This is a genomic window from Amycolatopsis sp. NPDC114505, assembly GCF_055633615.1.
In genome coordinates this window covers 255,556-280,291 of the sequence record NZ_JBVKDV010000004.1, presented here as the reverse complement: position 1 = coordinate 280,291, position 24,736 = coordinate 255,556, and the positions used below count along the sequence as shown (strand labels likewise).

At 70.7% G+C, this 24,736-nt stretch carries 21 protein-coding genes; 14 read left to right on the top strand and 7 right to left on the bottom strand.

What is annotated here, in order from left to right; genetic code table 11:
• Window positions 1-4: 4 nt before the first annotated feature.
• Together ACZ7OU_RS39505 and ACZ7OU_RS39500 are read left to right on the top strand one after the other, a co-directional pair.
• Window positions 5-835: a cell division protein FtsQ/DivIB gene (locus ACZ7OU_RS39505; RefSeq protein ID WP_470259224.1), complete on the top strand. Its 831-nt coding sequence runs from the start codon at window positions 5-7 to the stop codon at window positions 833-835.
• 78 nt (window positions 836-913) lie between these two features.
• Window positions 914-1,738, top strand: a complete 825-nt coding sequence (locus ACZ7OU_RS39500) for an NAD(P)H-binding protein (RefSeq protein ID WP_470259675.1) — start codon at window positions 914-916, stop codon at window positions 1,736-1,738.
• A 1-nt stretch (window position 1,739) separates the two neighbouring features.
• Here ACZ7OU_RS39500 and ACZ7OU_RS39495 read toward each other — a convergent pair whose 3' ends face one another.
• The 3 genes from ACZ7OU_RS39495 to ACZ7OU_RS39485 all read right to left on the bottom strand — a co-directional run bounded on the left by ACZ7OU_RS39495 (window position 1,740) and on the right by ACZ7OU_RS39485 (window position 12,063).
• Window positions 1,740-2,243: a hypothetical protein gene (locus ACZ7OU_RS39495; protein ID WP_470246233.1), complete on the bottom strand. Its 504-nt coding sequence runs from the start codon at window positions 2,241-2,243 to the stop codon at window positions 1,740-1,742.
• The gene (locus tag ACZ7OU_RS39490; RefSeq protein ID WP_470259223.1) at window positions 2,240-10,627 is read right to left on the bottom strand and encodes a SpvB/TcaC N-terminal domain-containing protein; all 8,388 of its coding nucleotides are present in this window, start codon (window positions 10,625-10,627) and stop codon (window positions 2,240-2,242) included. Before ACZ7OU_RS39490 ends, ACZ7OU_RS39495 begins: the two co-directional genes overlap by 4 nt.
• Window positions 10,628-10,893: 266 nt before the next feature.
• On the bottom strand, window positions 10,894-12,063 hold the full coding sequence (locus tag ACZ7OU_RS39485) for an MFS transporter (protein ID WP_470259222.1): 1,170 nt from the start codon (window positions 12,061-12,063) through the stop codon (window positions 10,894-10,896).
• Between the two features lie 77 nt (window positions 12,064-12,140).
• On the opposite strand from ACZ7OU_RS39485, the gene ACZ7OU_RS39480 reads away from it, so the two are divergent.
• Window positions 12,141-12,671 (top strand): CGNR zinc finger domain-containing protein, encoded by a 531-nt coding sequence (locus ACZ7OU_RS39480; RefSeq protein WP_470246236.1) that lies wholly within the window; start codon window positions 12,141-12,143, stop codon window positions 12,669-12,671.
• A 66-nt stretch (window positions 12,672-12,737) separates the two neighbouring features.
• On the opposite strand, the gene ACZ7OU_RS39475 is transcribed toward ACZ7OU_RS39480, so the two are convergent.
• Both ACZ7OU_RS39475 and ACZ7OU_RS39470 read right to left on the bottom strand, forming a co-directional pair.
• Window positions 12,738-13,172, bottom strand: a complete 435-nt coding sequence (locus ACZ7OU_RS39475) for an OsmC family peroxiredoxin (protein WP_155546023.1) — start codon at window positions 13,170-13,172, stop codon at window positions 12,738-12,740.
• Window positions 13,159-13,617: a MarR family winged helix-turn-helix transcriptional regulator gene (locus tag ACZ7OU_RS39470; RefSeq protein ID WP_470246498.1), complete on the bottom strand. Its 459-nt coding sequence runs from the start codon at window positions 13,615-13,617 to the stop codon at window positions 13,159-13,161. Before ACZ7OU_RS39470 ends, ACZ7OU_RS39475 begins: the two co-directional genes overlap by 14 nt.
• A gap of 103 nt (window positions 13,618-13,720) precedes the next feature.
• Here ACZ7OU_RS39470 and ACZ7OU_RS39465 point away from each other — a divergent pair, with 103 nt between their 5' ends.
• Genes ACZ7OU_RS39465 through ACZ7OU_RS39455 form a run of 3 tightly spaced genes read left to right on the top strand, consistent with a single transcriptional unit; the run spans window position 13,721 to window position 15,395 of the window.
• Entirely contained in the window at window positions 13,721-14,032 is a 312-nt protein-coding gene (locus ACZ7OU_RS39465) for a PadR family transcriptional regulator (RefSeq protein WP_470259221.1), read from the top strand.
• Window positions 14,032-14,841 carry a YDG/SRA domain-containing protein gene (locus tag ACZ7OU_RS39460; protein WP_470259220.1) on the top strand — a complete coding sequence of 270 codons (810 nt, stop codon included), beginning with the start codon at window positions 14,032-14,034 and terminating at the stop codon, window positions 14,839-14,841. The genes ACZ7OU_RS39465 and ACZ7OU_RS39460 overlap by 1 nt, the downstream gene beginning before the upstream one ends.
• Window positions 14,842-14,888: 47 nt before the next feature.
• Window positions 14,889-15,395 (top strand): DinB family protein, encoded by a 507-nt coding sequence (locus tag ACZ7OU_RS39455; protein WP_470259219.1) that lies wholly within the window; start codon window positions 14,889-14,891, stop codon window positions 15,393-15,395.
• On the opposite strand, the gene ACZ7OU_RS39450 is transcribed toward ACZ7OU_RS39455, so the two are convergent.
• Window positions 15,382-16,152, bottom strand: a complete 771-nt coding sequence (locus ACZ7OU_RS39450; protein WP_470259218.1) for a DUF1295 domain-containing protein — start codon at window positions 16,150-16,152, stop codon at window positions 15,382-15,384. The genes ACZ7OU_RS39455 and ACZ7OU_RS39450 overlap by 14 nt on opposite strands.
• Window positions 16,149-17,423: a class I SAM-dependent methyltransferase gene (locus tag ACZ7OU_RS39445; protein ID WP_470259217.1), complete on the bottom strand. Its 1,275-nt coding sequence runs from the start codon at window positions 17,421-17,423 to the stop codon at window positions 16,149-16,151. The genes ACZ7OU_RS39450 and ACZ7OU_RS39445 overlap by 4 nt, the downstream gene beginning before the upstream one ends.
• 82 nt (window positions 17,424-17,505) lie before the next feature.
• On the opposite strand from ACZ7OU_RS39445, the gene ACZ7OU_RS39440 reads away from it, so the two are divergent.
• From ACZ7OU_RS39440 to ACZ7OU_RS39405, 8 genes are all read left to right on the top strand, one after another.
• Entirely contained in the window at window positions 17,506-18,774 is a 1,269-nt protein-coding gene (locus ACZ7OU_RS39440) for an NAD(P)/FAD-dependent oxidoreductase (protein ID WP_470259216.1), read from the top strand.
• Window positions 18,768-19,502 (top strand): DUF1365 domain-containing protein, encoded by a 735-nt coding sequence (locus ACZ7OU_RS39435; protein ID WP_470259674.1) that lies wholly within the window; start codon window positions 18,768-18,770, stop codon window positions 19,500-19,502. The genes ACZ7OU_RS39440 and ACZ7OU_RS39435 overlap by 7 nt, the downstream gene beginning before the upstream one ends.
• Window positions 19,495-20,100, top strand: coding sequence for an ECF RNA polymerase sigma factor SigK (gene sigK / locus ACZ7OU_RS39430; RefSeq protein WP_470259215.1), 606 nt, complete (start codon window positions 19,495-19,497; stop codon window positions 20,098-20,100). The genes ACZ7OU_RS39435 and sigK overlap by 8 nt, the downstream gene beginning before the upstream one ends.
• A complete protein-coding gene (locus tag ACZ7OU_RS39425; protein ID WP_470259214.1) occupies window positions 20,097-20,867 on the top strand; it encodes an anti-sigma factor in 771 nt (256 codons plus the stop codon). Before sigK ends, ACZ7OU_RS39425 begins: the two co-directional genes overlap by 4 nt.
• A gap of 243 nt (window positions 20,868-21,110) precedes the next feature.
• Window positions 21,111-22,409, top strand: a complete 1,299-nt coding sequence (gene ftsZ, locus ACZ7OU_RS39420) for a cell division protein FtsZ (RefSeq protein ID WP_470246243.1) — start codon at window positions 21,111-21,113, stop codon at window positions 22,407-22,409.
• 74 nt (window positions 22,410-22,483) lie between these two features.
• Complete coding sequence (pgeF, locus tag ACZ7OU_RS39415; RefSeq protein ID WP_470259213.1) at window positions 22,484-23,188, top strand: peptidoglycan editing factor PgeF; 705 nt, start codon at window positions 22,484-22,486, stop codon at window positions 23,186-23,188.
• 31 nt (window positions 23,189-23,219) lie between these two features.
• Window positions 23,220-23,954, top strand: a complete 735-nt coding sequence (locus tag ACZ7OU_RS39410) for a YggS family pyridoxal phosphate-dependent enzyme (RefSeq protein ID WP_470259212.1) — start codon at window positions 23,220-23,222, stop codon at window positions 23,952-23,954.
• 97 nt (window positions 23,955-24,051) lie between these two features.
• Window positions 24,052-24,648: a cell division protein SepF gene (locus tag ACZ7OU_RS39405; RefSeq protein ID WP_470246246.1), complete on the top strand. Its 597-nt coding sequence runs from the start codon at window positions 24,052-24,054 to the stop codon at window positions 24,646-24,648.
• The last annotated feature ends 88 nt before the right edge of the window (window positions 24,649-24,736 follow it).

The window sequence follows — 24,736 nt, the reverse complement described above, 5'->3', positions numbered from 1 at the left end:
GCCGATGAGTCCGACCAGGGAACGCCGCCGTCCGTCCGAAGAGGACGAACGGGATCGTGCCGCCCTGGCGCGGGAACGCCGGGGGCGGCGCTCCGACGAGGAGCGCCGCCGCACCCGCGCGGCCACGCGTCCGTCGCCGCGCAACCGGCCCAACCGGCGGGTCGAGATCCGCCGCCGGTGGGTGGCCCTGCTCTCGGTGCTGACCGTGATCGCCTTGGTGTATCTGCTGTTCTTCAGCTCGATGCTGGGCGCGAAGGACGTCTCGGTCAGCGGTTCGCGCACGGTGGCGGCCGACCGGATCCGCGCGGTCGCGGCGGTGCCGCTGGACAAGCCGATGCTGCTGCTGAGCACCGACGACATCCGCGACCGGGTGGCCGGGATGCCGGGCATCGCGACGGTCGAGGTGTCGCGGTCGTGGCCGAACACGGTCGAGATCACGGTGACCGAGCGGACGGCGATCGCGTTCTTCGACAGCGGCCCGGGCGGCGACGGCGTCCACCTCGTCGACGGCGGCGGCGTGGTGTTCAAGACGGTGCCGTCACGACCGGCGGGGTTACCGGAGCTCAAGCTGCCGAAGGTGTCGGCGGACGACCCGGTGACCCGGGCGGTGACGGCGGTCCTCGGGGTGATCCCGGAGCAGCTGCTGAAGCAGGTCACGACGGCGACGGCGAAGACCCCGGCGAGCGTGGAGTTCACGCTGTCGAGCGGCAAGATCGTCCGCTGGGGGACACCGGAGCAGACGGACCGCAAGGCCAAGGTCCTGGCGGCGCTGCTCACCCAAGAGGGCAAGGTCTACGACGTCGCGGCGCCTGAGCTGCCGACCATCACGTCCTGAAGTCTGGTTTTACGTGCGCCAGGGTTCCCGTATGCCGTACGATCTCGTACGGCATACGAGAACGAGGAGGGCATGACGATGACGATCCTGGTGACGGGCGCGACCGGCAGCGTGGGCCGGTTGGTGGTCGACGAGCTGCTGGCGCTGGGAGCGCCGGTCAGAGCGCTGACCGTCGACCCCGAACGCGCGAAGCTGCCGCCGGAGGCCGAAGTGGTGGTCGGGTCGCTGGCCCGGCCGTCGACCCTGCCGCTCGACGGCGTCGATGCCGTCTACCTCGCCCCGATGGCGCGGACCGTCCGGAAGTTCTGCGCACTCGCCACCGAAGCCGGCATCAAGCGGGTGGCCGCGCTGTCGGGCAGCAGTGTCGGGGACGACCACGAAGGCTCCAGCGGCAACGAGTACGGCGCCGTCGAGAAGGCGGTCCGTGACGCCGGTTTCGCATGGACCTTCCTGCGTCCCGGCGTCTTCATGAACAACACGCTCGACTGGGCGCCCATGGTCGCCGCGGGCGAGGCCGCGATGGCTTACGGCGACGCGACGCAGACCCCGATCGACCTCGGGGACATCGCCGCGGTGGCCGCCCGCGTGCTCACCACCGAAGGCCACGAAGGCGCCACGTACGTCCTCAGTGGACCGGAGGCGATCAGCCTGCGGGGGCAGGTCGCGACGCTGGAGTCCGTGCTGGGCAAGGAAATCCGGTTCCGTGAGCTGACCAGGGCACAGCAACGTGCGCAGTGGGTCGGGTACGGGGTCCCCGAAGCCGCCGTCGACTGGCTGATGGACGGCTTCGAGGAAACCCTGCGGCACCCGCAGGTCCCGACCGGTGTCGTCGAAGACCTGCTCGGCCGCCCGGGGACGACCTACGCGGAGTGGGCCGAGGCGAACCGGGCGGTGTTCGGCTAGCTCACAGCGCGCGGACGAAGCCGACCGCGCGCTGCCAACGTTCGTCGGCCGCCAGTGCCTCTTCCGCCTCCGGCTGGCCGAGCGGGCGGCCGGCGGTGCGGGCGTGGTCGTTGGCCAGCACGGTGAACGTGCCCTCCAGGTAGGTCGTCACCGCGCTCTCGAGCGTGGATTCGACGTCGTCGTCGGACAACGCGGCCAGCAGCATCGTCGTCAGGTCGAGGACGTGCTGCCACTCGTCGGACCCGTCGTCTTCGACGTCGAACGCGCTCAGGCGGGCGATGTCCTCCTCGCCGGAGACCTCGGCTCCGGCCGCACGGGCCAGCGCGGTGGTGAGCGCCGCGCCGGCCGTGGCGGCCAGGTGCGGCCACTTCGCCCACCCGGGGCCGGCTTGGACGTAGACCCGCGCCCAGATCGTGGCGCAGGCCGCCCAGCCGTCGGCCGGAGAGCGGGTGGCCGGCCCGCCGGCCGCCGAAGCGGCCAGCGAGCCGATGTCGACCGAGGTCATTCGGCTCCTTCGATGATGCCCTTCAGGAACGGGGCGCACTTGCCACAAGGTACCGGCTTGTTGGCCGTGCTCCAGGCGATGCCCCACCGCACCTGCTCCGCTCCTTCCGGTACGGCGGCGAGGATGTTCCGTTCGGCGTGCAAGCCGCCGCGCACGATGTTCGCCCGTGGCACGCCGAGCTCGACCAGCCGCGCGATCTGCGCCGTGGACAGCCGGCCGCTCGAGCCCGACGCGAAGATCTGCGTCGTGCCGTCGGCCAGCCGGGCCTCGTGCAACGCCACGGTGGACATCGTGTGCCGGATCTGCCCGCCCTTCTCGAGCAGGGCCAGGTCGTGCACCTCGATCGCCGCCGCGCGCAGCGCGCCCGGCTTGGACAGCCCGCCCGCGATCAGGCCGGTCGAGGCCAGCGCCCGGGAAACCGAGCCGTTGGAGCTGGTGGCGGCGGCGATCTGCGGGGCCTTGAGGGCCGCCGTCATGCCCAGCGTGGCACCGAGCGAGACGACGGCTTCGCCCTGGTCGACGGTCTCCTTGCTCAGCCCGGTCGTGTGCTGGATGGCCTGGCTGGTCAGCGAGCTTTCGTCCTCGCCGGAGACGAGCTGCCGCAGCCCGGTGGCCGCGGTGTCGGCGCCGTGGACGAACACCACGGCTCCGGCGACCGCGCCGATGCCGGTCCACGACGTCGCCACGCCGACCGTAGCCCCGGTGGCGGACTCGGCGAACCCGCCGACCAGCTTCAGCCCGCCCATGACGCGGTTCCACGTGCTGCGCCCGTCCGGGTCGGACAGCCGCACGGGGTTGTCGGAGGCGTAGCTGTAGGACGCCAGGTTGAACGGCTGGTGCACGCCGCCGTTCGGCGCACCGTCCAGATAGGACCCGGCGGCCGGGTCGGCGCTCTGCCACAGGTTCGTGCGCGGGTTGTAGTAGCGGGCGCCGTAGAAGTAGAGCCCGGTCTCCTTGTCGAACTCCTTCCCGTTGTACTGGTACGGCACCGGTTCCTGGGCCTTGTTCTCCTCGACCCAGGATTCCCCGTAGGCGAAGTACTCCTGGTGCGAGGCGAGCTTGCCGTGTTCGTCGGTGACGTACGTGGCCGAACCCAGCTGGTCGGCGTGGAAGTAGAACTGGTCGTGCTCGTACCCCGCGTCGGCGGCCTTCTTGCTCAGCAGCCGGGTGTCGCCGAGGAAGTAGTGCTTGACGGGCTTGCCGTCGACCCGGCTGTAGGTGGTGCCGATCGCGACGTGGGTCTGCTTGCCCTCCTTGGCGACGCGGTTGCCGGCGTCGTCGTAGACGAACCGGACGTCGGGCTGGTCGCCCTTGTCGTCACAGGACGCGGGTTCCTGCTTGACCGTGTCGTCTTCGTCGTCGTAGGCGCACGCGAGCCGGTTCTCCTCGTCCCAGACGAACTGGGTCCGCTTGCCGCCACTGGTCTCGGCCGTCAGCACCACGGAGTCAGCACTCGCGGCATCGGCGCTCCTGCCGGCGGTGATGTCGATCAGGTTCCCGCCGGCGTCGTACTTCTGGACGTCGGTGCCGATCTTGCTCGGCGCGTGCGGCAGCGCCGAATAGGTGTACTTCTGTGTGTAGCTGGTCTTGCTCTGCGGCTGGGTGGCGCCCGACGTGGCCGTGAGGTCGTGCTTCTGGGTCTTGTTCGTCGTGTTGTTGAGCGTGTCGTAGGCCAGGTCCAGCTGGTAGTGGTTCAGCTTGGCGTTGTCGTTGCGGTACGACCCGGTCGCCGAGGTGAGCCGGTAGAGGTCGTCGTAGCCGTAGGTCTGGCTGCTGGGACCGCCGAGCTCCTTGGCGCCCGGCACCGCGACGTCGTTGGTCAGCGTGGTGACGTTGCCGACCTTGTCGTAGCCGTAGGAGAGGTTCTGGAACGTGTTCCCGTCGGGCTGCGCCGACTTCAGCGTGGCCAGGCGCCGGTCGGTGGCGTCGTAGCGGTAGGTCGTCCGGACACCGGAGCCGGTCTCCTGCAGCACCTTCTGCTCGAACTTGTCGTAGTCCAGCCGCGCCAGGTAGGCGTACTGGGTGCCGTTCTTGACCCCGGTGAGCTGGGTGACCTGCCCGCCGGTGTCGTAGCCGTAGGTCAGCTCCTCCCCGTCGGGGTAGGTGGTTTCCAGCACCCGGTTCCAGGTGTCGTACCGGGTCGTCGTGGTGAACGACTTCCCCCGGTCGTCCTTGGTGCCCACGTCACCGCCGAGCGTCCGGGTCTCCCGGGTGAGCTCGCCGAGCGGCCCGTAGCCGCGGGTCTCGGTGCCGGCGGCGTCGTGGATCGACGTGATCCGGCCCGCGCCGTTCTCGGGGGCGCCGAGCGCGCCGTAGGTGTACTGGACGTCGTTGCCGGTGAAGACCGGGTACCGGATCCCGGTCAGCCGCGTGAACTCGTAGTCGTACTGGATGGCCTTGCGCTGGGCGCGCAGGGTCGGCGTCACCTTGCTGGTGACGTTGTCGGCGAGGTCGTAGCCGGTCTCGACCTTCCCCGAGTCCGGGCTCTCCACGGCCGTGCGCCGGCCGAAGTTGTCGTACGTCGCCTTCGTCGTGTTGTTCCGGTCGTCGACGACGGACGTGATCTGGCCCATCGCGTCGTAGCCGTAGCTGGTCCAGATCACCGGCTGGCCGCCGGCCGGGTTGGCCTCCTTGACCGCGGTGGTCAGCTCGCGGGTGTCGGAGTAGCTGCGGCGCTGCTTGCCGTTCGCGTCGGTGCTGACCGTCTCGAACCGGGTCGTGCCGGACCGGTCGGCGCCGAACCCGAAGGCGGTGCTGGACACCCCTCCGTCCGGGATCTCCGTGCGGATCGTGCGGTCGAGGATGTCGTAGCCCAGCCGCGTCGGCGTGACGGAGTCGACCGCGGTGTCGAACGCGAAGTTGTTATCTCCCTTCGGTTCGGTGACGGGGTAGTACTGCTCGACGGCGCGCCCGGCGAAGTCGTACACGGTGTGCCCGGACACGGTCATCACCGCTTCCGGGTCCGCCCCGGCTTCGGTCGCGACGCTGGCGTCCTTCTTGGTCTGCAGCACCCGGTCGAGCCCGTCGGTGAACTGGACGACGTCGATGGTGTCGTCCCGGACGCTGCCGGCCGTGTTGTCGATGTGCCTGCTGACGGCGTACGGAACCGGCGCTTCGGGGTGGTACTCGAAGCTCACGGTCACCCGGTTCTCCGGGATCTCGTACGGCCCCGCGACGAAGGACACCCGGCCGAACCGGTCGTAGTTCGTGTGGACGCGCTGGAAGTTCTTGTCCAGCGTCGTCTCCGGCAGGCCGTACTTGTAGTTGTGCGTGATGGCCGTGCGGTAGCCGTAGCTGTCCACGATGGTCTCGATGTGGACGCCGACCACGGGGTCGTAGCCGTAGTCGAGGCGGTACCGCTGACCGGCCTTGTTCGCCGGCCCGACGACGGCCTTGAGGTTGCCGTTGCCGAGGTACTCCATGTCCGTGACGGCCTTCGAGCCGTCGGCCAGCACCGCGCGCACCTGCCGGACGTCGCCGGTCGTGCAGTCCACTGTGGACTCCCGGTGCCGGGTCGTCGCCTTGGCCGCGACGGCCACCACGTCCACGACGTCCGGCACGCCCACGATGTTGCGGTCGCGGCACGCGGCGTCGGCCGCCGTGTACTGCATCTTCGTCTCGACGTCGTCGGCGGCGCCGGTGTCCGCCGTGTCGAGGACGCGGGTCAGGTTGCCGAACGCGTCGTACTCGTTCTCGGTGGCGGTCGTCTTGCCCGCGGCCGCGCCGCCTTCGTAGAAGCGCTGCTCGGTGCGCGACAAGAGCGGGAACACCGTGGCCACGGTGCTGGCCGGGTCCGCGATCTTGCCCGTGGCCACGTCCCGCAGGACGTAGCTGTTGAGCGTCTCGGTGAACAGGTGCCCGCCGCCGTCGGCGGTGGCGGTGCGGGTGAGCAGGCCACGCGCGTAGACCGTGTCCGTGCGGTAGTCGCTGGTGGTGCTGCGGTAGACCGTGTCGCCGTCGCGCTGCTCGCTGACCACGCGGCCGTAGCCGGTGAACTGCCTTTCCAGCCGGTCGAACCGGCCGTCGGTGTAGCGGAAGGTGGACACCTGGAAGTCCTGGCCGTCACCCGGGTGGCCGTCGAACAGCGTCGTGCGCGAGAGCACCCAGCGCGACTGCGGCAGGTTCTCCGTGTTGCCGTCGCGGGTGTAGTCGAGCTCGAAGCGCGCACCCAGCGGGCGGTTGACCGTGCGCAGCAGGTTGGTGCGCCCGGTCCGGTTCTCCGCGACGACCAGCTCGTCGTCGCGGGTGGAGCGGACCTGGTCGGCGTACCCGTCGCCGTTCACGTCCCGCAGCGCGACCTCGCTGCGCCCGATGCCCCGGGAGGTGTCGGCGCCCGGGTTGAACACGACGCAGGCGCCGCCCAGGATGCCCAGGCAGAACCCGAAGGTGAAGTAGGCACCGGCGCCGAGGTTCGCGCTGCTGTCGGTGGTGATCCCGGCCTGGCTGCCGCCGAACGGCGTCGGTGGCGCGAAGCCGCTGCCGGTGTTGATCGCGACGGAGAGCGGCTGGCCGTTGCGGGAGAACACCCGGTCCGGGAGGCCGTCGCCGGTCACGTCCTGGAGCCCGGCTTCGGACTTGGACTCGCCGTTCGTGGCCGAAACCCCGCCGGCCAGACCGTAGAAGTCGGTGTTGAAGCCGAGGTTGGCGCCGCTGCTGCGGGTGCTGGAGCCGGCGAGCGGGCCGCCCGGCCACGGCTCGGGCGCCGCGAACCGGTAGCCGAGGTTGAGCGCCGCGTTCCCGTCCGCGTAGACGCGGTCCGGGAGCGTGTCGCCGTTGATGTCGAGCAGGTCGAACGCGGCGTCGGACTCGCCGCCGCCGACGCTGCCGCCGATGCCGAGGCTCGGCAGCTCGCTCCCGGACTGCGCCGTGGTGGCCGGCTTGTCCGCCGACGGCGCGGACATGCCACGGCCGTTGGCGGCGCTGCGGGCCGGGCTGCCGGCGTTGGCCGACGCGGTGAACGCCGTCGAGTCGGACTCGCGGACGCTGCCGGTGCCGAGGCTGCCGCGGGTCGTGCCGAGCCCGCCGGTCTGGTCGGAGTACTGGATCCCGGCCGGGCCGACGACGTCGGGGAAGCGGTCGCCGTTGAGGTCGAGGAAGTCGACCTGCCCGGAGCTGCGGCCGCGGGCCACGCTGGCCCCGGCCCCGATCGGGACGCCGGGCACGCTCGCGCCGAACGTGGTCGAGATCTGCTGCGTGCGCGCGACCCGGGACACGCCGGTCGCGCCGGCGATGTCGGCGTCCTGGGCGACGTCGATCCGGTCGGTGCCGAACCGGGACGAGGCCGCCGAGCCGGCGGCGATCCAGGTGTTGCCGTCGTCGCTGCCCCAGCGCTCCAGCGCGGGCCGCGGGGCGAGCACGACGGCGTTCGGCGTGCTGACCCGCCCGTCGAAGCCGGGCACGTCGGACTCCTGTGGCGCGCCCGGGATCCTGTCCCGGTAGCTCGCGTCGATCACGAGGTCGGACTGCTTGATCGGCGCGGTCGCGCGGTCGCGGTTGCCCTGGTAGCCGATGGCCGCCCAGCCGCGGTAGGGCTGGGCGAAGGCGCCCTGCTCGGCCGAGGAGTGCAACGCGCTCGGCACCGGTGTGAAAGTCACGCCGTCGGTGCTGACCGACGCCGACTGACCGGTGACCCGGCCCGCCAGGCCGGTGTCGAGCGTGGAGTAGTCGAAGAACAGCTCGTCGCCTTCGTTCACCGGCACCGTGAGCTGCGTGTCGGGCACCTGGCCGGCCACGACGTCGAGGACGCGCTTGGCCAGCAGCGCTCCCCGGCGCTTGATGGTGAACACGACGTGCGCGTCCCCGGTGAGTGCCAGCTCGGGCCGGACGACGAGGTCCCCGGTGCGGTCCGCGGTGTAGGTCCCTTGCGGCGCGGTGGACGTGTCGACGGGATAGAGGTCCAGGTCGAACGGCGGGTCGATGACCAGCGTGGGGTTGCCCTGCTGGTCGACGACCGGCACGCCGCCCTCGGCCGCGACGTAGTGCGCCGACGGCACCCAGTTCAGCGTCCCCGCGTCGATCGGCGAGTCCACCTTGAGCCGCCAGGACAGCGTGTCGTTCGCCGACACCGGGATGTCGAGGTCGACCGGCACGGTCGTCCCGCTCGCCGCGGGCAGGGTGCGGCTGAAGACGTCGGTGCCGTTGCGGGTGATCACCACGGCGACGTCGTCGGTCGTCGGGCCGACCTTGGAGACGTCACCGGAGAGGTGCAGCGTCCCGGTCAGGGGAGCGGTGACCGTCGAGGGCCGGCCGCCCAGGGTGAAGTCGCGGGAGGCGAGGTAGCGGTAGGCGTCGAGGCCGTTGACGTCGGTCGTCGGCGTGACGCCGGTGTAGGTGACGTCCGGGTCCCAGTCGACCTGGTCGAACCGGCCGTCGGCGACGGACTGGACGCGGAAGTAGAGCCGGTCGCCGCGGTGCACGTCGACACCGTCCACACCGGACGGTGCGTACACGGCGTGGTCGCGCGCGGTGATGCGCTGCGCCCACAGTTCGGTGTCCTCGTGCTGCACGGCCACGCGGACGCCGTCGGCGGCGCGGTCGGCACCGGGGTCGGAGGTCAGCCGCGCGCCCCCGCCGATCCGCACCGTGCCGTCGTAGGGCGCGACCCACCGGCGCACGCTGTCGAGCAGCGGGAAGGCGTCGACCTGGCGCTCGATTTCGGCGGTCTGGTCGCCGACGATGGTCCCGTTCGCGGCGCCGCTGCCGATCGGCACCGGGGTGTCGTTGCTGTTCGTGCTGTAGGCCGGGTTGCCCTGGGCGTCGAGGTGCCCGAACAGGACGCCGCCGTCGTTCACGAGGTCGGCGATGCCGTCGGCGTTGACGTCGGTGAGGTAGCGGTCGGTGCGGGTGGTGGTCGAGACCTGGTCGAGCTGCGCGGCCACGCCGAAGTACGCCTCGACGCCGGACGTGGTCGACCGGGTCTCCTCCGCGGCGATCCCGGGGAGGTTGGGGAGCTTGATCGGCGTGTCGCCGAACTTCGGCGTGCCGCCGGGGCCGGCGAGGTTCGGCCGGTAGAAGATCCCGGCGCCGGTCCGGAACACCTTGTCCGGCAACGAGTCGCCGTTGACGTCGGTCAGCGAGAGCAGACCCTCGGAGCTGCCGGCGTTGAACCCGACCTTGGCGCCCGCCGAACCGGACTTGCGGGCCACGGCCGGGTTGAACCCGACGTAGAGGTGCCCGCCGGCGCTGCGCGACGTCGTGGCCGACAGCGCGCTCGCGTGTCCGCCGGGCACGCTTTCCCCGAGCGAGTCGCCCGGCACGCTCCACCCCAGCGCGTCGCCGAACGCCTGGTACCGGCCGTCGGCGGAGCGGATGTCGTCGTAGTAGTCGAAGGTGTGGGTGGTGAACGGCGAGCCGTCTTCGCCGAACTGGGTCACCGACTGCAGCAGCGTCTTGGCGAACGCGCCGGTGCGGTAGTTCAGCTCGTAGCCGCGGATCGGCTTGTCGTCGAGGAAGACGTCGACTCGGCGCAGCAGATCGGCCGTGACCTGCTTGAACCCGTTCCGCCCGTCGATCTGGACGTCCGGCCGCCGGGGCTCGCCGCGGTCGCGGTCCCGGGTGAAGGTGATGCTGTAGCGGCCTTCGATCTTGCCCTGGCCGGTGTAGGTGATCTTCTGCGCGTACAGCGCGACGCCGGGCACGGTGCCGCCGGTGACGCCCGGATCGCTGACCCGGACGTGGTGGTAGCGCACGAAGTTGTCGTGGGTGTCCCGGGTTTCGCTCAGCGCCCAGACGGCGATGTCGCCCGCGTCGTCGGTGAGCGTGGTGCTGTCGGTGCCGGCCGCGGCCGGGCCGCCGAAGATCGTCCGCGTCCCGTTCTTGGCGATGATCTCCCACCAGTATTCGCGCGGGGTGGCGCCGTGCCGGACGATTCTGCGGAATTGTCCTTCGGTCCGGGTGTGGAACACCTTTTCCGCGGTTCTGGCCAGCAGTGGCGTCCGATTGGCCACGGGGGTGAGCTGTTCGCCGTCGAGCAGATAAGTCTCGGTTTCGAGCCCGGCGTCGTAGCGCGGCACGCCCCAGCGGGTGTCGATGGTGATCGACGGCAGGCGCAGGTCCCACCCCATGCCGGCCCAGCCGTCGGCGTTCGCCGAGTCGTAGGCGAGCGACAGCTGCGGCTGCGCGTCACCCCGGCCCGGCGGGAGCTCGATCGGGTAGTTCAGCCGGGCTTCGCCGGTGTTGTTCGCCGTCGGCGGCTGGATGAGGTTGATCCCGGTGCCGGGGTCGGCCGCCTGGATTCCCTTGAGCTGGTTGGGGTTGAAGGACACCCCGTCCGGGTGGGCGGGGACGTCGACCGCGCCGCCCCCGGGCGAGGCGGACGTCGGCAGCGGCGCGAGGCCGGCGTTCTGGGCCGGCGGCAGCAGAGCCGCGACGAGGAGGAGAACCACTCCCCGCGCCAGCTGCTTGCGACTTCTTCGAAGGGTGACCGACAGGCGACGACGAGGGTTCCAGGCCATGATCCCGAGACCTCCAGTTGGGTGGCACCGGGGTCGTCGTGTCGATCAGCTGGAGAGTTACCGTTTTTGTCCGGTCTTCGTCACTTCCGGACATTTTCGGCCGGAAAGCCGCGCGTTGACTGAATCCAATGTGGCAGTGATCTACGCTTTTCGGCTGCACTGTGGACAATGGCCGGGCAGCATCGAATTCATCGATTTCACACTCGGGTGCGCGCCATTCCGGCCAGGCCGAGCAGCGGGAGGGCGCCGGCGAAGACGACGACCGCCGTCCAGCCGCCGAGGTGGTAGGCGATCGAGCCCGCCTGCGAGCCGATCGCGCCGCCGATGAAGAACGTGCCGAGGTAGACGCTGTTGACGCGGGCGCGCGCCGACGGGTCGAGCTGGTAGATCACATGCTGGCCGGTCACCAGCGTCGCTTGCACGGCCATGTCGACCGCGATCGCGGCGATCGCCAGCAGCACGACGCTGTGGGCGCCGAACCCGGCGAGCGCGAAGGCGGCCGCGCAGAGGGCGAACGCGCCCGCGGTGAGCCGCCGGCCGTGGCCGTGGTCCGACAGCCGTCCGGCCAGCGGTGCCACGGCGGCGCCCGCCGCGCCGGCCAGCGCGAACAGCCCGACGCCGAGCTGGCTGTAGTTGAACGGCGGCGCGGTGAGCACGAAGGCGATCGTCGTCCAGAACGCGCTGAACGCCCCGAACATCGCCGACTGGTACAGCGCGCGGTGCCGCAGCGCGGGGTGCTTCTTCCACATCGCGAGGGTCGAGCGCAGCAGCTGTCCATAGTGGACGTCGGTCTTGGGTGCCCGGCGCGGCAGGATGAACCGCAGCACGACGGCGAGCGCGGCCATCGCGCCGGCCGAGATCAGGAACACCACGCGCCAGCTCGTGACCTCGGCCAGGAAGCTCGCGACCACGCGTGAGAGCAGGATGCCGAACAGCAGCCCGCTCACGACCCGCCCGACGATCCGGCCGCGGATGGCGTCGGGGGAGATGTCGGCGGCGAACGGGATGAGGATCTGCACGACGACCGACGTGGCCCCGGCGACCAGGGAGGCGATCAGCAGCACGCCGAACCCCGGCGCGACGCCGATGGCGACCAGGCTCGCGGTGGCGAGTGCGAGCAGCGTCGCGACGAGGCCGCGGTTCTCGAGGCGGTCACCGAGTGGGACGAGCAGCAGCATCCCCGCGGCGTAGCCGATCTGGGTGGCGGTGACGACCCCGCCGGCGGCGGCCTCGCCGACCCCGAAGGTGTGCCGCAGCTCGGCGAGCAGCGGCTGGGCGTAGTAGAGGTTGGCGACGGTCAGTCCACAGGAGACGGCCAGCAGCAGCACGAGCCAGCCGGGTGGGGCTTCCTGCTTCGTGTCCGTCATGTGCGCCCCCTTGTGGAACCGGTTTGATCGGTTCCCGACGGTACCAGTCAAACCGGTTCCGGCGTACTGTGATCCCCATGACGGACCGATTCCGCTCCGGAGCGGGCAGACCGTGCCTCGACTTCATCCGGACGCTGCGCTACCGCGGGACGCCCGCGGCGGTGGAGGAGCTCCCGGACGCGACGGCGTGGGGAGCGTGGATCGACGCGTTCGGCCCGTACCCGGTCCCGGTGCGCCCGTCGTCGGCCGACGACGCGTGGGCGGCGCGGGAGGCGATCCACGCGTTGCTCACGGACTCCGTGCGTCCCGCGACGCGGCAGCGTCTGAACCGCTTCGCGGCGCTGCCGGTACCCGCGCCGTCGCTGACGACGTCGGGCGAGTTGCGTTGGCAGGCTGCGGATCCGGCGTCGGCGATGCTGGCACTGCTGGTGCGGGACGCGCTCGAGTTGGCGACGTCCCCGGAGTTCGCGCGCGTCCGGAGGTGCGCGGGCGAGCGCTGCGGCGCGCTGTTCCTGGACACGTCCCGGCCGGGGACGCGGCGGTGGTGCTCGATGGAGATCTGCGGGAACCAGGCGAAGAAGTCGACTTATCGAGCCAAGGTGCACTGACGCGGCTGGTGCGCGGACGCGAAACGGCCCCCTCGGCGAAAAGGAGGGGGCCGTTCGCGACGGGCCTCAGACGAGGGCCGCGTCCAGGGTGATCGTCGTGCCGGCCAGTGCCTTCGACACCGGGCACGTCTTCTCCGCCGTCTCGGCGTACTCCGCGAACTGCTCCGCGCTCACGCCGGGCAGGGACGCGCGCAGCGTGATCGCGATGCCGCTGATCTCGAAGCCGCCGCCGGCCGCCGGGCCGAGGGTCACCTCCGCGCTCACGTCGATCGAGTCCGCCGTCAGCTTCTGGGCTTCCAGCACACCCGACAGGTTCATCGCCAGGCACGACGAGTGCGCCGCCGCGATGAGCTCCTCGGGGCTCGTCTGGCCGTCCGGGTTGCCCGCGCGGGTCGGGAACGACACGGAGAACGTGCCGGCGTTGGACGAGTCGAGCGTGACCTCGCCCTTCCCGTTCTGCAGTCCGCCGACCCAGTGGGTGGTCGCGTCACGGCTGGGCATCAGGGCCTCCAAGTGAGTGGGCGGCGGCCGACGCCGTCAGCCGCCGCAGGGTTTCGATCAGCTGCCGCCGCCCGGAGTCGTCGAGGCCCAGTGCGCAGCCGATGGCCGACGGGACACCGGCGGCGCGCGTACGCATCGTCCGGCCCTCCTCGGTCAGGCTGATCACCACGGTGCGTTCGTCTTCGGGCAGGCGCGCCCGCGTGACCAGCCCGTTGGCCTCGAGTCGTTTGAGCAGTGGGGAAAGCGTGCCGTAGTCCAGGTGCAGTGCCTCGCCGATCTCCTTGACCGGCCGGGCGTCGGACTCCCACAGCACCAGCAGCACGAGGTACTGCGGGTAGGTGAGCCCCAGTTCGCCGAGCAGGGGACGGTAGGAGTCCGTCACCGCGCGCGACGCCGCGTAGAGCGCGAAGCAGGCTTGCTCGTCCAAGAGGAACTCATCCGGCACGCCCATGAACCTAGTCCACGATTACATCGTGCGCAAGGTAATGCGGTGCCGTGAGTCGAGGTGCTGCGTGCGGCAGTAGGCCTACCTATGTAGAGTAAGACCTATGCGGAAGACGCACTCGCTCGTGCAAGTGGCTCTCGCGCTGATGGAGCAGTCATCGGCGCGGCAGTGGGGATACGACTTGTCGCAGCGCGCCGGTGTTCGTTCCGGGGTCCTGTACCCCATGCTCGCGCGAATGCTCGACGAGGGCTGGCTGACCGATGGCTGGGAGGACTCAACTGCCACGCGCGGTAAGAAGCGTCCTCCGAGGAGATACTACGAGTTGACCGAGAAGGGCTGCGTGGAACTCGGCGCCGTGCTCGAGTCTGCGCGGCGAGACGTCCGGTTCACCGGAATGATCGGACGGTTCGCCTGATGTCCGAACTCATCGATTTTGCTCGGGTGTGGCCGGAGCTTCTCGTGGCGATCCTGTTGTTCGGGTTCGCGCCGGGAGTTTGCCTTCGGATCATCGTGCTCACCTACCCTCGCGGGCACGACCGTCGATGCGAACTCATTGCGGAATTTTACGAGGTTCCCTACGTCAAAAGGCCGATCTGGGTTGCCTCGCAATTGGAAACGGCGATGTTCGAAGGCGTCCCGGCGAGGTTCTCCGAACTGCGGAATCGGCTACGTGCGAGGAAGAAGCGTGTGCGTGCCGACGACGAGCCTGCTCCGGTGCGGCCGACCGAGCGCCCCTGGCTCTCGTTGCCTCCTGGAGCCGTCTTCCCCGAGGGTGTAGTTTTTGGTTCACGGCTCGAACTGAGTGCATCGGGAGTTCATCGAGCGATGCAAGCCGGTATCGCGGGTACCCGACGACTTGGAGCCGAGTCGATTGTCGTCGGCGAATCCGCAGACTTGGATTCCGGTGACTTTATCGTTTACACCGGGCACGGCGGTCGTGATTCGCGTGGTGTGCAGGTTGTAGATCAGACGTTCGAGGCTTCTGGTAACGCTGCGCTATACACCAGTTGGCAGTTGAAGCGTCCTGTGCGGGTGGTCCGTCATGGCGGACCGTCCTGCCCACAACCTCTGACTGGAATGACCGAGTACCGGTACGACGGCTACTACTCTGTCATCGGAGCGTGGCGTGAGACCGTCTCTTCCGGGCGGCAAGTGTGCCGATTCGCCCTGGTCAGATGTGGCTCACCAGCCGAACTTCGGCATCGGAAGCAGACGACCGGATAAATGATCTTGCGGAAAAGTTGTCGGACCCCTCTGGCAGAGTCCGGCCCATGACCGAACGACCCGAGCGCCCGAAGGTCCCGCTGACCGGCGGCGAGCGCGAAATCCTCACGAGCCTGCTCGACTACCACCGCGCCACCGTCGCGTGGAAGTCCGGCGGGCTCACCGAAGCTCAAGCGCGCGAAAAACATCTGCCCAGCGAGCTGACGACCGTCGCCGGTCTGCTCGCCCACCTCACGCTGAACGAGTGGTTCTGGTTCGCCGTGGTCGTCGACGGCGAGGAGGACACCTGGGAGGCCAAGCTCGAGCAGGACCCGGACGCCGAGTTCCGGGTCCCGGCCGGGACGTCGACAGAACAGCTGCTCGCCGATTACGAGAAGCAGTCCGCCCGCAGTCGCGAGATCGTGGCGAAGCACGACCTGGACGACGAGGTCACGCACAAGAACGAGACCTTCAACGTCCGCTGGGTCCTCACGCACATGATCGAGGAGACCGCCCGGCACGTCGGCCACCTCGACCTGCTGCGCGAGCTGACCGACGGGCTCACCGGGGAATGACCTTCTTGGGCGGCAGCGGGAAGAAGCCGCTGGTGCGCTCGACGTAGTGCGCGTACGCCGGGCGCGTGCGCGCCATGCCCTTCTCCAGCATGGGTTTCCCCGTGCCGCGGGCCAGGGTGAAGGTCATCGCCACGGGGGAGAGGATCGTCAGCGCGCCCGGCCACGTCGAGCAGGCCAGCAGGTAGAGGCCCCACCACACGCACGCGTCGCCGAAGTAGTTCGGGTGCCGCGTGTAGCGCCACAAGCCCGTGTCGAGCACCTTGCCCTTGTTCGCGGGATCGGTCTTGAAGCGGCGCAGCTGGTCGTCGCCGACCGTCTCGAACCCGAACCCGACCAGCCACACCGCGACGCCGAGCCAGCCGAGCACCCCGATGCCCGTCCCGAACATCGCGAACTGCACCGGCAGCGAGACGAAGTACAGCACCACGCCCTGGAACAGGTAGACGCGGACGAACATCTTCAGCGGCGCGAACCCCATCCGCGCGTACCGCGGGTCCTCCGGCAGCTTGTGGTTGCGCAGGTGCAGGTGCAGCGAAAGGCGCCCGCCCCAGACGACCGTCAAGACCACGACCACCAGCCGCAGCGGCAGGGGACCGTCGCCGAAGGGGAACGCGGCCAGCGCGACGATCGCGAAGCCGAGTCCCCAGAACGTGTCGACGGTGTCGTAGCGCTCGCGCGCCCGCGCGATCCCGAAGGTCACCACGACCGCCACGAGCGTGACGCCGGCGGTGAGCAGCAGCGTGCCGCCGAGGGTCATCGGAGCCACTCCCGCGTCGCCGGCATGCCGCTGACGCCGTGCTCGTCCGGCCGCACGCTCAGGATCTGGTCCACACCCATCCGGTTCTCCTCGAAAGCCAGTGCTCCGCCCACCAGGTACAGCCGCCAGACCCGCGCTCCGGTCTCGCCGATCAGCGCGACGACGTCGGCCCAGTTCTCCTCCAGGGTGTCGGCCCAGGCCCGGACCGTCCAGACGTAGTGCTCGCGCATCGCGTGCACGTCCCGGACCTCGAGCCCGGCCGTCTCGAGGTGGTCGACCGTCCGGCCCACCGGGCGCATGGTCATGTCCGGGGCGATGTAGCGCTCGATGAACGCGCCGCCGCCGGGGGCGACGTTCCCGCGGGACATCTGCTGGATGAGCACGCGCCCGCCCGGCTTGACCATCTTGTGCAGCGTCGCGGTGTAGGTCGGGTAGTTGACCTCGCCGACGTGCTCGCCCATCTCGATCGACGCCACCGCGTCGAACGGCGCGTCCGGCAGCTCGCGGTAGTCCTGGCGCCGGACCTCGACGCGGTCCTCGAGGTCGTGCTGGGCGAGCCGGCCGCGGATGTGCTGCAGCTGCTCGGCCGAGAGCGTGATGCCGACGGCGTGCACGCCGTGGTGCTTGGCCGCGTGGACCAGCAGCGAGCCCCAGCCACAGCCGATGTCGAGCAGCCGCATGCCGGGACGCAGGTCCAGCTTGCGGCAGATCATCTCCAGCTTGTCGGCCTGCGCCTCCGCCAGTCCGTAGCCCGGCTCGTCGGAGGTGAAGTACGCGCTGGAGTAGGCCATCGACTCGTCCATGAGCAGCTGGTAGAACGCGTTGCCCAGGTCGTAGTGGTGGGCGATGGCGGACTTGTCGCGCAGCAGGCTGTGCAGCTTCCCGGTCAGCCGGGCCTCCTCGGCCGGCGGCTTCGGCGGGAGGCCGAAGACCCCGAGCGACGCGGCGAGCTTGGCGGCCTCCGCCCAGTCGCGGGGACCGAGCTTCACCCGGTTCAGCTCACCCGCGCGGGTGAGGGCCCAGATCCGGCGGAAGCCGTCGGCGAGATCGCCTTCGACGTCCAGGTCACCGGTGACGTAGGCGCGGGCGAGACCCAGCTCACCCGGCGCGTAGAGGAGGCGGCGCAGGGCGCGGCGGTTGCGGAGGACGACGGTGGGCGCGTCCACTGGGCCGGCGCGGGTTCCGTCCCAGGTCCGCAAGCCCACGGGGAGCTGCCCGCCGAGGAGCTTTTCGGCGAACGAGGCGAGGCGGTGCGCGGTGCTGTTCGGCATGTCCGGGATTCGCTCTCTCCTGCGCGGTGGATTGGTGCCGGGTCCATCCAATCCACATCCGGTGCGGCGGCGAATCACCGGTGTGGAGATCACGGGAGAACGCATCGCCGTCATCGGCAGCGGGGTGGCCGGGCTGACGGCGGCATACCTGCTGCAACGCAAGCACGAGGTCCTGCTCTTCGAGTCCGACGACCGGCTCGGCGGGCACGCGCACACCCACGACGTACCCAGTGCCCACGGCGGCACCATCGGCGTGGACTCGGGGTTCATCGTCCACAACGAGCGCACCTACCCGACGCTGCTGAAGCTGTTCGCGGAGCTCGGCGTGCGCACCCGCGACACCGAGATGTCGATGAGCATCCGGTGCGACGGCTGCGGCCTGCAGTACGCCGGCGCGAAGGGGCTGCCCGGCCTGTTCGCCCAGCGGGGCAACCTCGCGCGGCCCCGCTACCTGCGGATGCTGGCCGAGGTGAAGAAGTTCCATCGGCACGCCAAGCGCCTGCTGGACGCGAAAGACGCCGGCGACGTCACCCTCGGCGCGTTCCTCGCCATCGGCGGCTACACCCGCTACTTCACCGACCACTTCATGCTGCCGCTGGTCTCGACGGTCTGGTCGGCCGACCGCAGCGACACGCTGCGCTACCCGGCGCGCTACCTGTTCGAGTTCCTCCGCAACCACGGCATGCTGTCGGTCAAGAACTCGCCGGCCTGGCGGACCGTCGTCGGCGGGTCCCGCGAATACGTCGAACGCGCGGCCAAGCAGCTCACCGCGGTGCACCTGTCCACGCCGGTGCGCTCGGTGCTGCGGACGGGCGGCGGCGTCGAAATCCGCGACGACGCCGACACCCCGCACCGCGTCGACCGGGTCGTCATCGCCACCCACGCCGACCAGGCGCTGTCCCTGCTGGCCAACCCGACGGGCGCCGAACGCGACGTGCTCGGCGCGTTCCGCTACTCGGAGAACGAAGCCTGGCTGCACACCGACACGAGCGTGCTGCCGTCGCTGGCCGACGCCCGCGCGGGCTGGAACTACCGGGCGCCGGTGTGCGGCGCCCCGACCGGCGCGGTCCAGGTCAGCTACGACATGAACCGCCTGATGCGGCTGGACGAGCCGACCGGCTACGTCGTCACGCTCAACCCGGGCGCGGGCACCGGCAAGGAGGCGCTGGTCGCCAAGATGCACTACGAGCACCCGGTCTACACGCCGGAATCCGTTGCGGCGCAACGACGCCTGCCCGAGCTCAACGACGGCGTGTTCGCCTACGCCGGCGCGTACCACGGCTGGGGCTTCCACGAGGACGGCTGTTCTTCGGGTGCCCGCGCCGCCGAAAGCCTCGGGGTCGCCTGGTGACGAACGCGCTCTACGACGCCACGGTCGCGCACGTGCGGCGGATCGACCCGCCGCACTCCTTCGCGCACCGGGTGTACCTGTGGCTCGTCGATCTGGACGCGCCGCCGGAGCTGCCGTGGTGGGCGCGTCCGTTCGCGCGCTTCGACCCCCGTGACCACTTCAAGGCGAGCGACCCGCGCGGGGTCCGGGAGAAGCTGGACGCCTGGCTGGCCGAACGCGACGTCGACCTGCGCGGTGGCAAGGTCGTCATGCTGGCCGCCGCGCGCGTGCTCGGGTACGTCTTCAACCCGATCAGCGTCTACTGGTGCCACGACCCCGAAGGGCGCCTGGAGTGCGTCGTCGCCGAGGTGCACAACACCTACGGCGGCCGGCACGCCTACCTGCTGCACCCCGACGAGGCCGGCCGCGCCCGCGCGGACAAGGCGTTCTACGTCTCGCCGTTCCAGGAGATGGACGGCGAGTACCGGATGCGCCTGCCCCACCCGGAAGCGTTGCTCGACCTCACCGTGGCGTTGCGCCGCGGGACCTCGACGCCGCTGGTCGCTACGCTGCGGGGGGTTCGCCGACCGGTGGACCCGCGGTGGCTGGCCCGGCTGGTCCTGGCCCGGCCCCTGCTGCCGCAGCGGGTGTCCGCGCTGATCCGCCGCCACGGCGTCGCGTTGTGGCTGCGGAAGGCGCCGGTCATCGCGCGCACCCCGCAGAACGCCGGAGGACAGCTGCATGGATGAGCCGGCCCGCTCGCGTCCGATGGTCCCGGTGCCCGCCGAAGTCCCGGCGGGGCCGACCGCCGAGGAGCTCATGGTGCGCGTCGCAAAAGGCGACGAGCGGGCCTTCGAGCTGCTCTACGACCAGCTCGCGGGGCCGATCTTCGGGCTGGTGCGGCGGATCGTGCGCGACGCGGCCCAGTCCGAAGAGGTCGCCCAGGAGGTGCTCGTCGAGCTCTGGCGCACCGCGACGCGGTACGCGCCCGACAAGGGCTCGGCGCTGAACTGGGCGATGACCCTGGCGCACCGCCGCGCGGTCGACCGCGTCCGCTCGGCCCGCGCCAGCACCGAGCGGGAGCAGAAGGCGACCTTCGAAGCCGCCCGCGGCCGGCCGTTCGACGAGGTCGCCGAGTCCGTCACCGCCCGGCTCGAACGCTCCCAGGTGCGCAAGTGCCTGTCCTTCCTGACCGATCTGCAGCGCGAGTCCGTGCTGCTCGCCTACTACCAGGGCTATACGTATCGCGAGGTGGCCGAAGTGCTGTCGACGCCGCAAGGAACCATCAAGACGCGGCTGCGGGACGGGCTGATCCGCCTGCGGGACTGCTTGGGGGTGACCGCGTGAGCACGCCGGAGATGCACACCCTGGCGGGCGCGTTCGCGCTCGACGCGGTGTCCGACATCGAGCGGGCGGAGTTCTCCCGCCACCTCGAGCAGTGCGACTCGTGCGCGCAGGAGGTCGCCGAGCTGCGCGCGACCGCGGCCCGGCTGGGCGCGGCGATGGCCGAGGAGCCGCCGCCGGAGTTCAAGGACCGGGTCATGACCGCCATGCACGCCACCCGCCAGCTGCCGCCGCGGACCCGCCCCGGCTCACCCGAGCGGCACCGCCGGTCGGCGCGGGCCCCGCGCTGGGCCGTCGTCGTGGCGGCCGCGGCCGCCGTCGTCGGGCTCGCCGCGGGCGGGATGTTCGGCGGGATCGCGCTGACCCAGCAGCAGGAGCTGCAGTCCGCGCAGTCCCAGCTCGACCAGGCGAAGGACCGGTACGCGCCGGTCGCCGCGCTGCTCGCGGCCCCGGACGCGAAGACCGCGCACGGCGAGGCGCCCACCGGCGGCGGCGTGACGGTCGTGCTGTCGAAGTCGCTGAACCGCGTGATGGTGATGGACGCCGGGCTGCCGGCGCAGGCGGGCGGGAAGGTCTACGAGGCCTGGCTGATCACCGGCAAGGACGCGCCGCGCTCGGCCGGGGTGATCGCCTCGGCGGCCGACGGCGGCCTGGTCGTCGCCGACGGCGTCGGGAGCGCCGACCACCTGGCGGTGAGCCTCGAGCAGGCCGGCGGATCGCCCAGCGGGGCACCCACCGACGTGCTCATGAGCATGCCCGTCCCGGCCTGACGGGAGCGCCATAGCAGACGCGGCCGGAGCGGTGCTCCCGACTCCTCGCTCTTGCGCGCTCGAACGTGTTGTGGCAAAACACCTTTGCGACACACGGCGTGCCTACTGGATTAGAGCGTGCCTGGTGCCTACCGTCCTGCCTAACGTCGGCAGTTGACATAACTCTCAATCTGCGGTTTAGGTTGAGAGTTGATCACCGGCCGGCGGGCTGTACGGGCACAACGATCAGGAAGGCGGACTTCGATGACGCCCCCGCACAACTACCTTGCGGTGATCAAGGTGGTCGGCATCGGCGGTGGCGGCGTGAACGCCGTGAACCGCATGATCGAGGTCGGCCTCAAGGGTGTCGAGTTCATCGCGGTGAACACCGACGCCCAGGCACTGCTCATGTCCGACGCCGACGTCAAGCTCGACATCGGCCGCGAACTCACCCGGGGCCTCGGCGCGGGCGCCGCCCCCGAGGTCGGCCAGAAGGCCGCCGAAGACCACCGTGAAGAGATCGAAGAGGTCATCAAGGGCGCCGACATGGTGTTCGTGACGGCCGGCGAAGGCGGCGGCACCGGCACCGGTGGCGCCCCGGTCGTGGCGCAGATCGCCCGCAAGCTGGGCGCGCTGACCATCGGCGTCGTGACCCGCCCGTTTACCTTCGAGGGCAAGCGCCGCGGCAAGCAGGCCGAGGACGGCATCCAGTCGCTGCGCAACGAGTGCGACACCCTCATCGTGATCCCCAACGACCGGCTGCTGCAGCTCGGCGACATCGGCGTCTCGCTGATGGACGCGTTCCGCTCCGCGGACGAGGTGCTGCTGTCCGGTGTCCAGGGCATCACCGACCTGATCACCACCCCGGGCCTGATCAACCTCGACTTCGCCGACGTCAAGAGCGTCATGTCCGGCGCGGGCTCGGCGTTGATGGGAATAGGGTCCGCACGCGGTGAAGGCAGAGCCATCCAGGCGGCCGAGAAGGCGATCAACTCGCCGCTCCTCGAGGCCTCCATGGACGGTGCGCACGGCGCGCTGCTTTCGATCGCGGGTGGTTCGGACCTGGGCTTGTTCGAGATCAACGAGGCCGCCTCGCTGGTGCAGGAGTCGGCGCACCCGGACGCCAACATCATCTTCGGCACGATCATCGACGACTCGCTCGGCGACGAGGTCCGCGTCACGGTGATCGCGGCCGGGTTCGACGCGGGCGCGCCGACGCACAAGAAGCTCGACCCGCCGGCGTTCGGTTCGCGCTCGTCGTCCACGACGGCCTCGGCCGCCGCGGGTCAGGTCTCGAACTCGCAGCCGCCGTCGGGGGCCACCCCGGTGCCGTCGTCCGGCAGCTCCGGCTACCCGGTCGCGCCGCCGCGGTCGCACTCGCCGCTGCCCTCGGCCACGGGGAACCCGGCTTCGGGCGGGCTCCCGCAGCCGGGCGGCGGCTCGCGCGGCTACTCGCCGATGGGCTCCAACGCGACCCAGGGCAGCCTGCCCGGCCGCGCGATGCCGGTGCACGACGACCCGTCGGACGACGAGGTCGACGTGCCGCCGTTCATGCGGCGCTAGACACCACACTGAAGGCCACCACCCGCTGACTAGAGTCGGCAGGGGGTGGCCTTCAGCGATGTTCAGGAGGATTCGTGCGGGTTCGGCGAGTGGTGACGACCAGGGCGGGCGGCGCGTCACGGCCGCCCTACGACACGTTCAACCTGGGCGACCACGTCGGCGACGACGAGGGCAACGTCTTCGCGAACCGCAAGCGCCTCGCCGCCGAGCTGGGCCTGGCCGAGGACAAGCTGGCCTGGATGGAACAGGTCCACGGCCGCACGGCGACCACTGTGGACGGCTCCGAGACCCGGGCCGCCGAGGCGACCGACGCCCTGGTGACCGCGACCCCGGGTGTTGCGCTCGTGGTGCTGGTCGCCGACTGCGTCCCGATCCTGCTGGCCGACGCCGAGGCCGGCGTGGTCTCGGCGGTGCACGCCGGGCGTGTCGGCACGCGGGTCGGCGTCGTTCCGGCTGCGGTTTCCGCGATGCAAGCGGCGGGCGCGGAGGTGGGCCGCATCGAGGCGCTGCTGGGCCCGGCCATCTGCGGCGACTGCTACGAGGTCCCGGCCGCGATGGCCGCCGACGTCGAGAAGCACGTTCCGGGCAGCGCCTGCAAGACCCGCCAGGGCACGCCCGGCCTCGACCTGCGCGCCGGGCTCTGGCAGCAGCTCGCGGACCTCGGCGTCGGCAAGATCGGCGTCGACCCGCGGTGCACGAACGAGGACAAGACGCTCTTCAGCTACCGCCGCGACGGCACCACCGGGCGGATCGCGGGCATCACCTGGATCGAGGCATGACCGCCGACGTTCTCTTCCCCGCGGAGGCGGCATGAACACAGTCGACCGCAAGGCCGAGCTGGCCGCGAACCTGGCCGAGGTCGAAGAGCGGATCGCCGCGGCCTGCCGCGCCGCCGGGCGCGCCCGGGACGAGGTCAAACTGGTCGCCATCACCAAGACGTTCCCCGCGTCCGACGCCGCGCTGCTCGCCGACCTCGGCGTCACCGACCTCGGCGAGAACCGCGACCAGGACGCCGGCCCGAAGGCCGCGGAGGTGGCCGGGCTCCGGCCGGACGCGGCGCTGCGCTGGCACATGGTCGGCCGGCTGCAGCGGAACAAAGCACGTTCCGTGGTCGGGTGGGCACAGGAAGTGCAGTCGCTCGACTCGGCCCGGCTCGCCGACGCGCTCGCGAAGGCGGTGCGTGCGGTTCGTGACGCAGAGATACGTGACGAACCCCTCGACGTGCTGATCCAGGCCAGCCTCGACGACGACCCGGAGCGCGGCGGCTGCCCGCTGGACGAGCTCGGCGCGCTCGCCGAGCGCGTCACTCACATGGGTGAACTGCGGCTTCGCGGCCTGATGGCCGTCGCACCGCTCGGCGCGGACCCCTCGGCGGTCTTCGAACGGCTCGCTCTGGCCGGTGAGCGGCTCCGTGAAGATCACCCGAATGCCGCAGAAGTCTCCGCCGGGATGAGCCATGATCTCGAGCAGGCGATCACGCACGGCTCGACCTGTGTGCGTGTCGGAACCGCGTTGCTCGGCGGACGCGGTTTAGCCTCGCCGTAGGGAGCTCGCGCGGCCGTCACGTTTAGTGTTCGTCCGCGCGGGGCACTGACGGCGTGGAGAAGCGTTGGTGCGGGAGCGGCTAGGGCTAGGGAGAGGCATGAGCGCGCTGCAGAAGCTGAAGGCCTACTTCGGGATGGTGCCCGCAGACGACGACGGCTACGAAGCCGAGGACGACTACCGGCGCGGCTACGACGACGACTACGACTCGTACGAGGAGCCCGCGCCCCGGACGTCCCGCTCACGGTACCGCGACGTCGACGACACGTACGACGAGCCCGTCAGCCGCAGCCGATCACGCTCCGTGGCGGCGGCCGAGCCCGCCGTCCACGGCGCGCTGGCGATGGACCGGCAGCCGGAACCGGTCGCACGCCTGCGCCCGGTCACCGAGCCGGCCCGGCCGCCGATGCGTGACCCGCTGAGCCGGATCACGACCCTGCACCCGACGAGCTACGTCGAGGCGCGCGCCATCGGCGAGCACTACCGCGAGGGCATCCCGGTGATCATCAACCTCACCGAGATGGAGAACGCGGACGCCAAGCGGCTCGTCGACTTCGCCGCCGGGCTGGCGTTCGCGCTGCGCGGGTCGATGGACAAGGTCACCAACAAGGTGTTCCTTCTCTCACCGCCCGATGTGGACGTCACCGCGGAGGACCGCCGGCGGATTGCCGAGGGCGGATTGTTCCTGCGCGGGTGAAGTCGCGCTTACCGCTGAGCGCAAGCAGACGTGATTTTGTCGACCCGATGCCGCGTCGACCCCCTCAACTGCGTCTTCTCCGAGGACG